General features: G+C 68.2%; 16 protein-coding genes. 11 read left to right on the forward strand and 5 right to left on the reverse strand.

Going from position 1 to position 13676, the window contains the following annotated elements; genetic code table 11:
- Positions 1-22: 22 nt before the first annotated feature.
- A complete protein-coding gene (locus tag KBY66_RS03040; protein WP_255087682.1) occupies positions 23-1702 on the forward strand; it encodes an NAD-dependent malic enzyme in 1680 nt (559 codons plus the stop codon).
- A gap of 49 nt (positions 1703-1751) precedes the next feature.
- Here KBY66_RS03040 and KBY66_RS03045 read toward each other — a convergent pair whose 3' ends face one another.
- Positions 1752-2033: a 2Fe-2S iron-sulfur cluster-binding protein gene (locus KBY66_RS03045; protein WP_255087683.1), complete on the reverse strand. Its 282-nt coding sequence runs from the start codon at positions 2031-2033 to the stop codon at positions 1752-1754.
- Positions 2034-2246: 213 nt separating this feature from the next.
- On the opposite strand from KBY66_RS03045, the gene KBY66_RS03050 reads away from it, so the two are divergent.
- From KBY66_RS03050 to KBY66_RS03060, 3 genes are read left to right on the forward strand one after another with little or no spacing between them, the layout of a single operon-like run.
- Positions 2247-3410, forward strand: coding sequence for an NAD(P) transhydrogenase subunit alpha (locus KBY66_RS03050; protein ID WP_255087684.1), 1164 nt, complete (start codon positions 2247-2249; stop codon positions 3408-3410).
- Positions 3407-3703 (forward strand): NAD(P) transhydrogenase subunit alpha, encoded by a 297-nt coding sequence (locus tag KBY66_RS03055; RefSeq protein ID WP_255087685.1) that lies wholly within the window; start codon positions 3407-3409, stop codon positions 3701-3703. Before KBY66_RS03050 ends, KBY66_RS03055 begins: the two co-directional genes overlap by 4 nt.
- Complete coding sequence (locus KBY66_RS03060; RefSeq protein WP_255087686.1) at positions 3703-5118, forward strand: NAD(P)(+) transhydrogenase (Re/Si-specific) subunit beta; 1416 nt, start codon at positions 3703-3705, stop codon at positions 5116-5118. Before KBY66_RS03055 ends, KBY66_RS03060 begins: the two co-directional genes overlap by 1 nt.
- On the opposite strand, the gene KBY66_RS03065 is transcribed toward KBY66_RS03060, so the two are convergent.
- Positions 5049-5546 carry a hypothetical protein gene (locus KBY66_RS03065; protein ID WP_255087687.1) on the reverse strand — a complete coding sequence of 166 codons (498 nt, stop codon included), beginning with the start codon at positions 5544-5546 and terminating at the stop codon, positions 5049-5051. The two genes, KBY66_RS03060 and KBY66_RS03065, sit on opposite strands and share 70 nt — an antisense overlap.
- Positions 5547-5594: 48 nt before the next feature.
- Between KBY66_RS03065 and KBY66_RS03070 the strand changes: the two genes are divergently transcribed.
- The 6 genes from KBY66_RS03070 (at position 5595) to KBY66_RS03095 (ending at position 10992) form a co-directional block, all read left to right on the forward strand.
- Positions 5595-6983 (forward strand): DEAD/DEAH box helicase, encoded by a 1389-nt coding sequence (locus KBY66_RS03070; protein ID WP_399224730.1) that lies wholly within the window; start codon positions 5595-5597, stop codon positions 6981-6983.
- Positions 6984-7065: 82 nt separating this feature from the next.
- Positions 7066-7926 (forward strand): carbohydrate ABC transporter permease, encoded by an 861-nt coding sequence (locus tag KBY66_RS03075; protein ID WP_255087688.1) that lies wholly within the window; start codon positions 7066-7068, stop codon positions 7924-7926.
- Positions 7927-8010: 84 nt separating this feature from the next.
- A complete protein-coding gene (locus KBY66_RS03080) occupies positions 8011-9012 on the forward strand; it encodes a sodium-dependent bicarbonate transport family permease (protein WP_255087689.1) in 1002 nt (333 codons plus the stop codon).
- Between the two features lie 6 nt (positions 9013-9018).
- Positions 9019-9300: a P-II family nitrogen regulator gene (locus KBY66_RS03085; RefSeq protein ID WP_255087690.1), complete on the forward strand. Its 282-nt coding sequence runs from the start codon at positions 9019-9021 to the stop codon at positions 9298-9300.
- A gap of 75 nt (positions 9301-9375) precedes the next feature.
- Entirely contained in the window at positions 9376-10017 is a 642-nt protein-coding gene (locus KBY66_RS03090) for a TMEM165/GDT1 family protein (RefSeq protein ID WP_255087691.1), read from the forward strand.
- A 15-nt stretch (positions 10018-10032) separates the two neighbouring features.
- Complete coding sequence (locus KBY66_RS03095) at positions 10033-10992, forward strand: cation diffusion facilitator family transporter (RefSeq protein ID WP_255087692.1); 960 nt, start codon at positions 10033-10035, stop codon at positions 10990-10992.
- On the opposite strand, the gene KBY66_RS03100 is transcribed toward KBY66_RS03095, so the two are convergent.
- The gene (locus KBY66_RS03100) at positions 10977-11324 is read right to left on the reverse strand and encodes a DUF6464 family protein (RefSeq protein ID WP_255087818.1); all 348 of its coding nucleotides are present in this window, start codon (positions 11322-11324) and stop codon (positions 10977-10979) included. The two genes, KBY66_RS03095 and KBY66_RS03100, sit on opposite strands and share 16 nt — an antisense overlap.
- A 5-nt stretch (positions 11325-11329) precedes the next feature.
- Entirely contained in the window at positions 11330-12067 is a 738-nt protein-coding gene (locus KBY66_RS03105) for a TerC family protein (RefSeq protein WP_255087819.1), read from the reverse strand.
- Positions 12068-12128: 61 nt separating this feature from the next.
- On the opposite strand from KBY66_RS03105, the gene KBY66_RS03110 reads away from it, so the two are divergent.
- Positions 12129-12845 carry a hypothetical protein gene (locus KBY66_RS03110; RefSeq protein WP_255087693.1) on the forward strand — a complete coding sequence of 239 codons (717 nt, stop codon included), beginning with the start codon at positions 12129-12131 and terminating at the stop codon, positions 12843-12845.
- Between the two features lie 7 nt (positions 12846-12852).
- On the opposite strand, the gene KBY66_RS03115 is transcribed toward KBY66_RS03110, so the two are convergent.
- The gene (locus tag KBY66_RS03115; RefSeq protein ID WP_255087694.1) at positions 12853-13671 is read right to left on the reverse strand and encodes a hypothetical protein; all 819 of its coding nucleotides are present in this window, start codon (positions 13669-13671) and stop codon (positions 12853-12855) included.
- Positions 13672-13676: the final 5 nt, after the last annotated feature.

Consider the following 13676-nt stretch of genomic DNA (forward strand, 5'->3'; position numbering starts at 1 on the left):
CCGAAAACGGCGGGTTCCCTTGATGCTTCCCCTGCAGACCCGGCTGCGGGGTCTTTCGTTGCTTGCCGATCCGGGACTCAACAAGGGCACGGCCTTCAGCCACGACGAACGCCGGGCGCTGGGCCTGGAGGGATTGCTCCCGGAGGCGGTGGAAACCCTCGACACCCAGGTGGAGCGGACCTGGCGGTGCTTCCAGGGCCTGGCCAGCGACCTGGAGAAGTTCCGGTTTGCCCAGGCGCTGCGGCAGAGCAGCTCCACGCTTTTCTATCGCTTTCTCTCCGATCACATCGACGATCTCCTTCCGATCGTCTACACCCCGACGGTGGGGGCGGCGATCCAGCGGTTCAGCCTCGAATACCGCACCCCTTCCGGGGGTGTCTACCTCTCCCGCACCAACCAGCACCGGCTCGATGGCGTGCTTCGCCAGGCGACCGCCGGCCCCGTCGATCTGATCCTGGTCACCGATGCCGAAGGCATCCTGGGCATCGGCGATCAGGGCATCGGCGGCATTGAAATCTGTCAGGGCAAACTGGCGGTTTATACCCTCTGCGCCGGACTCGATCCCCATCGGGTGCTCCCCGTGGTGCTCGATGTGGGCACGAACCGCCAGAGGCTGATCGACGATCCGCTCTACCCCGGCTGCCGGCAGCCTCGCCTGGTGGGTCCCGCCTACGACGCCTTCATTGCTGCGTTTGTGGCCGCAGTGAAAACGGTGTACCCCGGTGCCCTCCTGCATTGGGAGGATTTCGGCGTGGGCAACGCCCACCGCAACCTCGACACCTACCGCCACCGGCTGCCCAGCTTCAACGACGACATCCAGGGCACCCGCGGTGTCGCCTGCGCCGTGGTGCTGGCCGCCTCCCGCGCGGCTGGCGTGCCGGTTCAGGATCACCGCATCGTGGTGTTCGGCGCCGGAACGGCCGGTTGTGGCATCGCCGAGGGCCTGGTGCGCCTGCTGCGACGCAACGGGCTGAGCGAAGCGGAGGCGCGAAGGCGGATTTGGCTGATCGATCGGGAGGGGTTGCTGCTGCAGAGCCAGGCCATCGCTTCGCCGCTGGCCGCCCGGTTCGCCCGATCGCCGGATCAGGTGAGTGGCTTTTCGCGGGATGGTGACGGCCGCATCGGTCTGCTTGAGGTGGTGCGGCAGGTGGGCCCCAGCGTGCTGATCGGCACCTCCACGGTGGCCGGAGCCTTCAGCCAGGCCGTGGTGGAAACGATGGCTAGGGCGGTGGAGCGGCCGATCATCCTGCCCCTCTCCAACCCCACCCACCTGGCCGAAGCCACGCCCCGGGATCTTCTGGCCTGGACGGGTGGGCGGGCGCTGGTGGCGACCGGCAGCCCGTTTGATCCGGTGCCCGTGGAGGGGGTGAACCGCCGGATCGGCCAGTGCAACAACTGCTTCCTGTTTCCAGGCCTTGGCTTCGCCGCCGTGGCGGTGGGCGCCAGGGAAGTGAGCGAAGCGATGGTGGATGCGGGTCTGGAGGCCCTGGCGGAGCGGATCCCAGCCAGCCTGAATCCCACCGCCCCGCTGATGCCCGACCTCGACCAGGTGGGGGCCGTGGCCAGGGCGGTGGCCGAAGCCGTTGCCCTCAGTGCCGTCGAGGAGGGCCTGGCCACTCGGGCCTGCACAGCAGCCGAAGCAATCGAGCGGCTTGACCAGGCCACCTGGACACCCGTCTACCGAACAATTGAAGCGGTCTGATCCGGGCGGCTCAACTGAAGCGGGTCAGGTCAGGAGTTGGTTGTTCGGCTCAGAGATCGTCTTCGACGCCGGTCTGCACGGTGCAATCGCTCATCGGGTAGCTGACGCAGAGCAGGGCGTAGCCCTGGGCGATCTGGTCGTCGTCAAGGAAGCTCTGATCGGATTGATCCACACTGCCGGAGAGGATCTTGCCGGCACAGGTGCTGCAGGCGCCTGCCCGACAGGAGTAGGGCAGATCGATGCCCTGTTCTTCGGCGGCATCGAGAACGTACTGGTCGTCGGGGCAGGTGAAGGATTTGCCGTCGTTCAGCGTGATCGTGAAGCTGGCCATGGCTTGGGGCTGGGCTGATTCTTCTTTTCCCATCTAGGAACCCTTTCTGAGGTTGATTGTGTCCACCAACACCAATGACTGTCTTGTGCCGTTTCCCCCATGGCCTCCAGACCGGCGCCGGCTTCTGTGATGGGCCGAACACAACGCTTGGTAGCGGCTTGCGTTGCGCCGGGAAAAGCTCCATGAAGGGGGCCGCTGAATGGGAAGGATCTGTTGATCAGGCTGTTCGTCCCCACCGAGCGTCGATCCGGAGAGAATCGGGTGGCCGCCACTCCCGAAACGGTGCGTCGGCTCACGGCTCGAGGCTGTGAAATTTCCCTGGAAGCCGGGGCGGGCCAAGCGGCGGGCTTCGATGATCGATTGTTTGCGGACGCCGGGGCGGAGATCGTTTCCCCCGAGGCCACCCACCCCTGGGACCAGGCCGATGTGGTGCTGACCGTCCAGGGCCCTTTGGTTGAGCCCGATGGCGGGGAGAGCAGCTTCGAGCGCCTCCGCTCCGGCAGTTTGTTGATCGGCCTGCTCGATCCCTATGCCAACCGGGCCCTGATCGATCGCCTCACCCTGGCGGGCGTGTCGGCCCTCGCCCTGGAGCTGCTGCCCCGGATCAGCCGCGCCCAGACGATGGATGCCCTGTCCTCCCAGGCCAACATCGCCGGCTACAAGGCCGTGCTGCTGGCGGCGGCCGAGCTCGACCGCTTCTTCCCGATGCTGATGACCGCCGCCGGCACCGTGCAACCGGCCAAGGTTCTGGTGCTCGGCGCCGGAGTGGCGGGTCTGCAGGCGGTCGCCACCGCCCGCCGGCTTGGCGCCGTGGTGAAGGTGAGCGATGTGCGTCCTGCCGCCAAGGAGCAGGTGGAGTCGTTGGGGGCCCGCTTCATCGAGCCGCCCAGCCTTGATGCCCCCGGTGAAACCGGTGGCTATGCCCGCCAGGCCGGGGTGGCCTTCCTGGAGGCCCAGCGCCAGCAGTTGGCGGGTCATCTGCAGGAGGCCGATGTGGTGATCACCACCGCCCAGGTGCCCGGCAAGCCAGCCCCCCTGCTGATCACCGAGGAGTTGCTCTCCAACCTTCGTCCGGGCGCGGTCGTTGTGGATCTGGCGGTGGCCCAGGGAGGCAACTGCGCCGGCAGCCAGCTCAACTGCACGGTGGAGCTGGGGGGCGTTCGCATCATCGGAGCCTCCAACCTGCCGGCTTCGGTGCCACAGCACGCCAGCGCTCTCTACGCCCGCAATCTCGCGGCCCTGATGGAGCAGCTGATCGAGGATGGGGAGCTTCGTTTCGACCCTGAGGATGCCTTGCTTGACCCCTGCCTGATCACCCATGGGGGCTGTTGCCGTCGCCCCGATCTCTGGCCCGCCCTCGAGGAGGTATTGGCATGAGCACCGATCTCGGCAGTGCTGAAGCCCTGTGGGTGCTGCTGCTCGGCAGCCTGCTCGGACTGGAGCTGATCGGCAAGGTGCCCCCCACCCTGCACACCCCCCTGATGTCCGGCGCCAACGCGATCAGTGGAGTCACCCTGTTGGCCGCCCTGGCCCTGATCGGCGCCGCCCCGAACCCGGCCCTGCGGCTGCTCGGGGCCGTGGCGCTCGGCTTCGCCCTGTTCAACGTGGTGGGAGGGTTCCTGGTGACCGATCGCATGCTGGCCATGTTCCGCCGCAAGGGAGACAACTGATGGGCGAACTGACGCTCGATCTGGGAGCCGTGCTGCTGCTCGCACTTGGCCTCAAGGGCCTGGCCAAGATCCGCACGGCCCGCACGGCCAATGCCCTGGCGGCCCTCGCCCTGGTGCTGGCGGTGGCCGGTCTGCTGATCCAGCAGGGGCTGGACGGCTGGCCGTGGATGCTGCTGGGTCTGGCCGCTGGCGGCGGACTGGGAGCACTGCTGGCCTACCGGGTGGCGATGACCGCGATGCCGGAGACGGTCGCCCTGTTCAACGGCTGTGGGGGGATGTCCTCCCTGCTGGTCGCGATCGGTGCCGTCCAGTTGCCCTCGGCCCTCAGCCTGGTCGGGCAGATTTCGGTGCTCGCCTCGGTGGTGGTTGGCGCGATCACCTTCAGCGGTTCGATCGTGGCGATGGGCAAGCTGCAGGAATGGCTGGGCACCCCCGGCTGGACCCTGAGGCCCCAGCGCCATGCCTTCAACATCGCCACGGCGCTGGCCTGCCTGGCCTGCTGCGTGCTGGTGCTGAAGGGCTTCAGCCTGGCCCTCCTTCCGTTGACGGTGCTCTCCCTGCTGCTGGGGGTCGGGCTCACCCTGCCGGTCGGCGGTGCCGACATGCCGGTGGTGATTTCCCTGCTCAATTCCTATTCAGGGGTGGCCGCCGCCGCCGCCGGCTTCGTGGTGGGGAGTGAGCTGCTGATCGTGGCGGGCGCCATGGTGGGGGCCGCCGGCCTGATCCTCACCCAGGTGATGTGCACGGCCATGAACCGCTCCCTCACGTCGGTGTTGTTCGGCGGCGCCCTCGGTGCTGCCGGCTCGTCCACAGCAGGGGGCGAGTCCGCCAAGGAGGAGGGTTACACGAACGTCACCTCCTGCAGCCCCGAAGAGTGTGCCCTCACCCTCGAAGCGGCCGAGCGCGTCGTGTTCGTGCCTGGCTATGGCCTGGCCGTTGCCCAGGCCCAGCATAGCCTCAAGGAACTCGCCCGCCTGCTCGAGCAGCATGGCGTCGCCGTCAGCTATGCGATTCATCCGGTGGCCGGCCGGATGCCGGGCCACATGAACGTGCTGCTCGCCGAAGCCGATGTCCCCTACGACCAGCTCATTGAGATGGAGGTGATCAATCCCGACTTTCCCCGCACCGATGTGGTGATCGTGCTGGGGGCCAACGATGTGGTGAACCCCCGGGCCAAGAGCGATCCGGCCAGTCCCCTCTACGGCATGCCCGTGCTGGAGGTGGATCAGGCCCGCTCTGTGTTTGTCGTCAAGCGCAGTCTGGGCTCCGGCTACGCCGGTATCCGCAACGACCTCTTCGAACTGCCCCAGACCTCGATGGTGTTCGGCGACGCCAAGCAGGTGCTTCAGGGTTTGATCCAGGAACTGCGGGCTCTGGGTGTGGGCAAAACCGCCGTGGCCGGAGCCTCGCACTGAACGCAGGCGACCAACTGATCCAGCGGATTCCCAACCCATGCCGGGCGCTCGGGCCACCAGATCGCCCGCAGGGTTCCCAGCACTTCGCGCGTGGCCAGGGCCCCATCCAGCAGCGCCAGAACCAGCAGCATCAGCAGGGGCACCCCACGCCGGGGGTCAGCTGCGGCGGCCACAGGGTGGCCCTCACCGGGGGGCTCTGCTGGAACCGATTCGGGAACGGCAGGGGCAACAGGAACTGCAGGCCAAGACACCGCCTCCAAAACCACTGCCCCCACAGCCAGCGCCTCCAGCGCGACCGCCACTGGCGGTACCACCGCCTCGATTCCTGAAGCCTCCTCCAGCCGATCAGGCAGGAGGCTGGGGGGGTGCTGGCGGGCGTAGGGACTGCGCCGCCATTCCCGCAGACGGGCATACAGGGTGGGGTTCATCGAGTCCCGACCGCTCCGTCCATGGCTTCCTCCTAAGGTAAAGGACCTTTGCGGACTGCTCCGATCACCCTTCTGACCCACCCCGCTCCGGGACAGGAGCACCCCGTCCCCGGGGCCATCGGACCATCCCCCGTCAGCGATTTCGGCGCCCTCGGCCTCTCCGAGCCCTTGCTCAAGGCGATTGCCCTCAAGGGCTACGCGGTGCCGTCACCGATCCAGATTCAGTCGATTCCGGCGGTGCTCGCCGGCCACGACGTGATGGCTGCCGCCCAGACCGGCACCGGCAAGACGGCCGGCTTCACCCTGCCGATGCTGGAGCGGCTGCGGCACGGGCCCCACGCCCGCAACAACCAGGTGCGTTCCCTGGTGCTCACCCCCACCCGGGAGCTGGCTGCCCAGGTGGCCGAGAGCGTGCAGGCCTACGGCCGTTTTCTCGACCTGCGCAGTGATGTGGTGTTCGGCGGGGTCAAGGTCAACCCCCAAATGCAGCGGCTGCGCCGCGGCGCTGATGTGCTGGTGGCCACGCCGGGCCGCCTGATGGACCTCTACCAGCAGAACGCGATCCGCTTCGATCGGCTCGAGATCCTGGTGCTCGATGAAGCCGATCGCATGCTCGACATGGGCTTCATCCGTGACATCCAGAAGATCCTGGCCCTGCTGCCCCCCAAGCGCCAGAACCTGCTGTTCTCGGCTACCTTCAACCCCTCGATTCGCAAGCTGGCCCAGGGCCTGCTGCACAATCCGGTCCAGCTGCAGGCCACGCCGGAGAACCGGGCGGCGCCCCTGGTGGAGCAGGTGATGCACCCCTGCGACATGGCCCGCAAGGGCGACCTGCTCAGCCACCTGATCCGCAGCAACAACTGGCAGCAGGTGCTGGTGTTCTCCCGCACCAAGCACGGCGCCAACCGGCTGGCCGATCGGCTCAGCCAGGAGGGCATCACCGCCATGGCGATCCACGGCAACAAGAGCCAGGGGGCGCGCACCCGGGCCCTGGCCGGCTTCAAGAGCGGTGAGATGCGGGTGCTTGTGGCCACCGATCTGGCCGCCCGCGGCCTCGACATCGAGCAACTGCCCCACGTGGTCAATCTGGATCTGCCCAACGTGGCCGAAGACTATGTGCACCGCATCGGCCGCACCGGCCGGGCCGGCCAGAGTGGCCATGCCCTCTCCCTGGTGGCCGCCGAGGAGCACGAGCTGCTGCGGGCGATCGAGAAGGTGATCGGCAACCCCCTGCCCCGCCAGCCGGTGCCCGGCTTCGAGCCCACCATCCACTCCGCCCCGCCCCTGGATCTCAGCGGTGGCCGCGGCAAGGGGGGTCGTCGCGGTGGACCTGGCGGCGGCCCTGGCGGGTCGGCGCCGCGGCGCACCATGGCACGCAGTGGCTCCCCCCGCAGCCAGGCCTTGTCGAGGGAGAGTCGTCCCCGCGGCAGGGGCTGAGCGGGGTCCCGACAACAGGCGAGCCTTTGGCCCCTGGGCCCCCGGTTGATGCCCGCTAGGGTCGCAGTCAGCTTCCTTTCCCATGGCCCAGCTCACCGCCGGAACCCGGCGATTCCGCCTCGGCGGGGCCCTTCAGCCCGCCTTGCAGCTGGGGCTGCTGCTGTTGCTGGCCCTGCTGGTGCTGGTGCCGCTGTTCTGGCTGGTGAGCACCTCGCTCAAGGGCCCCGCCGAAGACATCTTCACCACCCCGCCGGCCCTGCTGCCCGCCCAGCCCAGCTTCGACGCCTACCGGCGCCTGTTCGCGGATCACCCGATGGGGCTGTATCTGTTCAACAGCACGGTGGTGAGCCTGCTGGCGGTGCTGGCCAACCTGGTGTTCTGCTCCCTGGCGGCGTACCCGCTGGCGCGGATGCGCTTCGCAGGCCGTGGCCTGGTGCTGGCCCTGGTGGTGGCCACCATCCTAATTCCCTTCCAGGTGGTGATGATTCCGCTCTATCTGCTGATGGTGCAGATCGGCCTGCGCAACACCCTCTGGGCCCTGATCATTCCCCAGGCGGCCACGGCTTTCGGCATCTTCCTGTTGCGCCAGAGTTTCGTCGGCGTTCCGGCGGAACTGGAGGAAGCGGCCCGCATCGACGGCTGCAGCCGGGTCGGGGAATGGTGGAACGTGATGATCCCCGCCGCCCGGGCCGATCTGATCACCCTGGCGATGTTCGTGTTCATCGGCACCTGGAGTGATTTTCTCTGGCCGCTGATCATTCTCGATGATCCCAAGCTCTACACCCTGCCCCTCGGCCTACAGCAACTGGCCAGCAGCTTCTCCCTCGACTGGCGGATGGTGGCGGCTGGTTCGGTGGTGTCGATCTTGCCGGTGCTGCTGCTGTTCGTGCTCTTGCAGCGCTACATCCTGCCCAGCGCCACCGGTGATGCCGTCAAGGGATGAAGCGCTCAAGGGATGAAGGAGGGCGCGGCGTCCCTGGTCTGTAAGGTCGAACCATCCCACCCACCACCCTGAGCCAGGCGCCCCATGGAGACCAGCCTGGTGCTGCAGAACCTGCTCTCCCCGCCGGTTCTGTTCTTCGCCCTGGGCGTGATCTCGGTGCTAGTGCGCTCCGACCTGGAGATCCCCGCTCCGCTTCCCAAGCTCTTCTCCCTCTATCTGCTGCTGGCAATCGGCTTCCGGGGAGGGGTGGAGCTTCAGCACAGCGGCCTCGGCTTCCAGGTGCTGAGCACGGTGCTGGCCGCCATGCTGATGTCGGTGCTGGTGCCGCTCTACAGCTTTCTGGTGCTCAGGCGGCAGCTGGATGTCTTCAACGCGGCGGCAATCGCGGCCACCTACGGATCGATCAGCGCCGTCACCTTCATCACGGCCGAAAGCTTCCTCGATGTCACCCGGACCTCCCACGACGGCTTCATGGTGGCGGCCCTTGCCCTGATGGAGTCGCCGGCGATCATCGTGGGCTTGCTGCTGGTGAAACTGGCCGGGGCGCAACAACGCCCGGAGGCGCAAGGCGGCCCGTCGATTCGCTGGCGCTCCCTGCTGCACGAGGCTTTCCTGAACAGTTCGGTGCTGCTGCTGATCGGCAGCCTGCTGATCGGCCTGATGGTGGCGGCCTTCAGCCCCCAGGGCCTCGAGAAGATGGAGCCCTTCACCGGCAAGCTCTTCTACGGAGCCCTCAGCTTCTTCCTGCTGGACATGGGCATCGTGGCGGCACAGCGCCTCAGCGATCTGCGCCGGGCGGGGGCGTTCCTGATCGGCTTTGCGGTGCTCATGCCCCTGTTCAATGCCGCGGTTGGGCTCGGCCTCTCCCTGCTGCTGGGCTTGCCCCAGGGGGATGCTTTGCTGTTCATGGTGCTCTGCGCCAGCGCCTCCTACATCGCCGTTCCGGCCGCGATGCGGATGACGGTGCCGGAGGCCAACCCCAGCCTCTACATCTCCACGGCCCTGGGGGTCACCTTCCCCTTCAACATCATCGTGGGGATCCCCCTGTACATGGCCATGCTTCAACTCGTCATCCCAGCCGGCTGAGAACCCATGCAACGCCTTGATCTGATCATCAGCGAGCGGGAATTGGAGCGGGTGCTGCCCCTGATCGACGCCGCCCAGGCACCCGGCTACACGGTGATGCGCCATGTCACCGGCCGTGGGCCCCACGGGATGGTGTCGGAGTCGATGGAGTTCAGCGGCTTCGGCGCCAACGCCCATGTAATCGTGTTCTGCGAGCAACCTGTGCTCGAAGCGCTGCGGCTGGGGCTCAAACCCATCCTGGAGTACTACGGCGGTGTCGGGTTCGTCTCGGCGGCCGAACCGTTCTGAGCTTTGCTCCGCACAGCCTGCTGAACAGCAACAAAGTCTCTACTGGGTCAGTCTCACTCCAGCCCCCTGTTTCTGATGGCCAGCGATCCTGCCCTCGCCGCCTTCGGCTCCAGCTTCACCGCCATTACCCTTGCGGAGCTGGGCGATAAAACCTTCTTCGTGGCCATGATCCTGGCGGCCCGTCACCGCGGACGTTGGGTGTTCCTGGGGGCGTTCGGCGCCCTGGCCGCCGTCACGCTGCTCTCGCTCGCCATGGGCTATGGCCTGCGGGAGCTGTTGCCGGCGGCCGTGGTGCCCTGGCTGGCGGCGCTGTTGTTCGGTGGCTTCGGCATCAAGCTGCTGCTCGATGCCCAGGCCATGTCGGCTGGGGCCGCCGAGCAGGAAGCCCGCCAGGCCGAGGATCTGGTCAACAGGGCCGAAGATCGCCAGATCTTGCTGGGCCCCTTGGCGGTGATCAGGGAGAGCTTCGTGCTGGTGTTCCTGGCCGAACTGGGCGATCGCACCCAGTTCGCCACCATCGCCCTGGCCACGGCGCCGGCGTTCACCTTCGCCGGGCTGCTGGCCGGCACCCTGGCCGGTCACGCCATTGTAACCGGCCTGGCCGTGGGCACCGGCAAGTGGATCGGCCAGCGGATCCAGGAGCGGGTCCTGTTCCGGCTGAGTGGGGCCCTCTTTCTCCTCTTCGCCCTCTTCGCCCTCAAACAGGCCCTGGCCTGACCCACCGAGCACCCCATGGCCCACAACCACTCCAGCCAGGAACCGCCCCATCCGGCGGTGCGGATCCAGCGTCGCCCGCACCGCCAGCAGCACGAGCACCGTCCCGGATCGGCGGCGGCCTTCCGCTGGAGCGTGCTGCTCAACAGCGCCCTCTCGGGTCTGCAGCTGGTGGTCGGCTTCAGCTTCGGCTCCCTCGCCCTGATCGGCGATGCCGTGCACAACCTCGGCGATGTGGCGGGGCTGCTGCTGGGCTGGGGGGCGGAGCGGCTGAGCACGAGGCCCGCCAGCCCCCGCTTCACCTACGGCCTGGGCCGCAGCACCCAGCTGGCCTCCCTGGTCAATGCGGTGCTGATCCTGATGGCCGCGGCGGTGGTGGTGGTGGAGGGTCTTCAGCGGTTGTTCGATCCCGTTGAGGTGGTCAGTGGCCCGGTGGCCTGGGCGGCGGCGGCCGGGATCGTGGTGAACCTGCTCTCGGCGCGGCTGTTCGGCGACGACCACAGCCATGATCTGAATCGGCGCGCGGCGGTGGTTCACCTGCTCACCGATGCGGCTGTCTCGGCGGCGGTGATGCTCAGTGCCGTGCTGGTGGGGCTGACTGGCTGGTCGGTGCTGGATGCGGCCACGGCAATCGCCGTGGGTCTGGCGGTGGCCTGGAGCGGCTGGACCCTGCTGCGGGAAGCATTGAGCGTGGCCCTCGACGGGGTTCCCCCGGGCATCGAGCTGCCGGCGGTGCGGCGCGCTCTGCTGGAGATCCCAGGGGTGCAGGGGGTTCACCACCTCCACGTCTGGGGGATGAGCACCTCCCAGAACGCCCTCACCGCCCACGTGCAACGGGATGCCGGCCTGATCGATGACATGGAGCTCCTGCACCAGGCCAAACAGCGACTGGCCGCCCTGGGCATCGCCCACAGCACCCTGCAGCTCGAACCGTTCGAAGCGATGGCCGCCGATCAGGCCGATCAGCCAGGGGTGTAGTGCGCGCAGCGCTCGCAGGGGCCCTCCGGCAGCACGGCGCAACGCAGCAGGGGAGTGCGGGCGTTGAACCGGCAACTGGGATCGCCGATCACCCAGTGCTGGTTCCACCAGCGGGCATCCACCGGCTGGCGCTGCATCTTCACCTGCAGGGCCACGGAGGCCAGCTGGTAGCGCCCGTTGCAGAGCCGGTAGCGGTGGTGGCGCTGCAACACCAGAAAGCTGCGTTTCCCCACCTGAAACCACAGCCCCGGCTGGGGCACGGCGCCCAGGTCAGGCAGCTCCAGGTGCTCCAGCAGCCGGTCGCTGCCGGCCTGGCGCAATTCGACGCGCAGGGGGCTCAGGGGTTCACCTCGCCAGGCAGGTCCGCATTCCGCCGGGAGAAGCCCCAGAGGAAGAGGGCTCCCACCAGCAGCAGCAGCACCCACTCCGGCAGGACGATCTGGGGCAGTGCCAGCCGCAGCAGCAGGCGAAGGCCCACCAGGCCCACCGCCAGGTAGCCGGCCTTCTCCAGGTGCCGGTAGAGGGCCAGCCAGCGGATGAACAGCTCGGCCGTGAGCCGCAGGGCGATCACCCCGATCAACCCGCCCAGCATCACCAGCCAGAGGCGATCGGTGACGGCCACGGCGGCGGCCACGCTGTCCAGGGAGAAGGCCAGATCAGTGACGGCAAGGGTGAGCACCACGCCCCTGAGCCCAACCGGACTGCCGTGGGCCGTGGCCTCCCCAGCCACGGCCGTTCCCTGCTCGTCCTGGCCGGATCCCAGCAGATTGGTGCCGGCAAGCCAGAGCAGATAGCCTGCCGCCGCCAGCTGCAAGGGCCAGAAATTCAGCACCCAGCGGGCCGCCACAATCAGCCCCATGCGGAAGGCCAGGGCCAGCAGCAAGCCCAGGTTCAGGGCCTGGCGCTGACGGGTGGGGTCCTGCAGCCGCCGGGCGATTGCCGCCAGGGCAATGGCGTTATCTGCGGAGAGCACGGCCTCCAGGGCCACCAGCAGAGGCAGGAGCAGCAGCAGTTCGCTCCACTGATCCGCCCCTTGCAACAGCGGTGTCAGGGATTCGATCGACTCCGCTTCCATGGGCGTGCAGCGGTACGCGTAACGCCCCACTGTAGAAAATGCCCAGTACCGGCCCGGCCCGATGCAGTTGCAGTCCCACCTGGTCCATGCCGAAGCGGACTGCCGGGTGGTGCTGGTGGGCGCCTGGCAGCAGGGAATCTGCCTCGGCAGTGCCCTTGGGGAGGGAAGCAGCGCCGAAGAGGCCGAGGACCGGGCGATCGAGCGCCTGCGCCGACGGCTGCTGCCCACCAGCGCGGTCCCCGTCCGGCTTCCTCCGGCCGAGCCGATCGAGCACCCGCCGCAGCCGAGCCCCCCCGGACCGGATCCAGCCGAGGCTTCCCCCGTTCCCGAGGCAGCGGCGCCCAGCCCCGAGCTTGCCAGCCCCGAACCCCCGGCCGACCCGGAGGATTGGAGCGATGAGCTCGCCGAGGTGGAGCTCGAGTTGAGGCGGCTCCACTGGGGGCGTGAGCAGGAGGCGATCTATCTGGAGAGGGTGTTCGGCCATCCCAGCCGCAGCCGGCTGGTGCGCTACCCCGATCTGATCAGCTACCGCAAGGCCCTGCGCCAACTGGAGCCGGGCAGCGATCCCGCCCTGGCGCCGCCGCCGCTGCGCCGGCACGAGCTGATCACCCAGTGCGAACAGTTGCTGGACCAGCTGCACTGGGGAGCGGCCCAGGGGCGGGAGTTCCTGGAGCGGCACTTCGCGCTGTCCAGCCGCCAGCTGCTCAGCGACGAGCAATTGCTGCACTTCAACATGCTGCTGGAGGGTGTGCTGATCGGCGAACACCCGGTCGGCTGAAGCGGGTTCAACGCCGCTGGCGGCATTCGCTCGCCAGCAGGGCGATGGCCAGCTCCAGGCGGTGCTGGTTGGCGTAGGCCTCCGTCTCCAAGGCGCGCTCCAGGGCGGACGCCCGGGCATAGACGGGGTCGCCCAGGTGGCGCTGGCCCTGGGCATCGAGCTGGGTGGAGAGCCCGAGCAGCTTCGGCTGGGCGGCCAGGCCGCCGCGCAGGCAACTCTGGGCCACGTGGATGGCCTCGTGGTTGAGCACCCGGGCGAACTCGGCGCTGCCGTTGCTGACCACGGCGGGTTGAATCCGAATCGTGCGCGCCGCCGGGTCCCATTCGGCCGCGGCCCCCCGCTTGATCGGTGGCCCCAGCACGACGAGCACGCCCACCCGCTCCAGGGCGGGGATCAAGGAGGCGATCGCCTGCCGCTCCAGGGCGAAAACGGGTGGGTTGAGCAGGCGGTCCTTGATCTGGGCGACCGTGAGCAACGGGTCATCGGCGCGGCGCTTGTAGAGGTAGCGAACGCCGCCGCCGGGGAGCGGAATGGCCCGGGGCCGCCAGCCCTGATCGGCGAGCTTGAGCTGGCCCAGCAGGCCCGACAGGTCGGTGGAAGCCACCACCACGTCGCCGGATCTGGGGGGAGCCGGTCGCCTGGCCAGCCACAGCTCCGAGAGCTGAAGCGATCCATTCTCAAGGGCCGCCAGGGTGGCGCCGGACCCTGCAGACGCAACGGGTGCCGGCAAAAAAGAAGCCCAGGCCGCGACACCAGCCAGGCCAGCGCCGACCAGCAGGGCCGTCAGGTGGCGCAAGCGGGAGCAGCGAAAAGTGGAGCAGCGCAAGCGGT

The sequence above is a fragment of the Synechococcus sp. Tobar12-5m-g genome (assembly GCF_024345415.1).
GTDB lineage: Bacteria > Cyanobacteriota > Cyanobacteriia > PCC-6307 > Cyanobiaceae > Regnicoccus.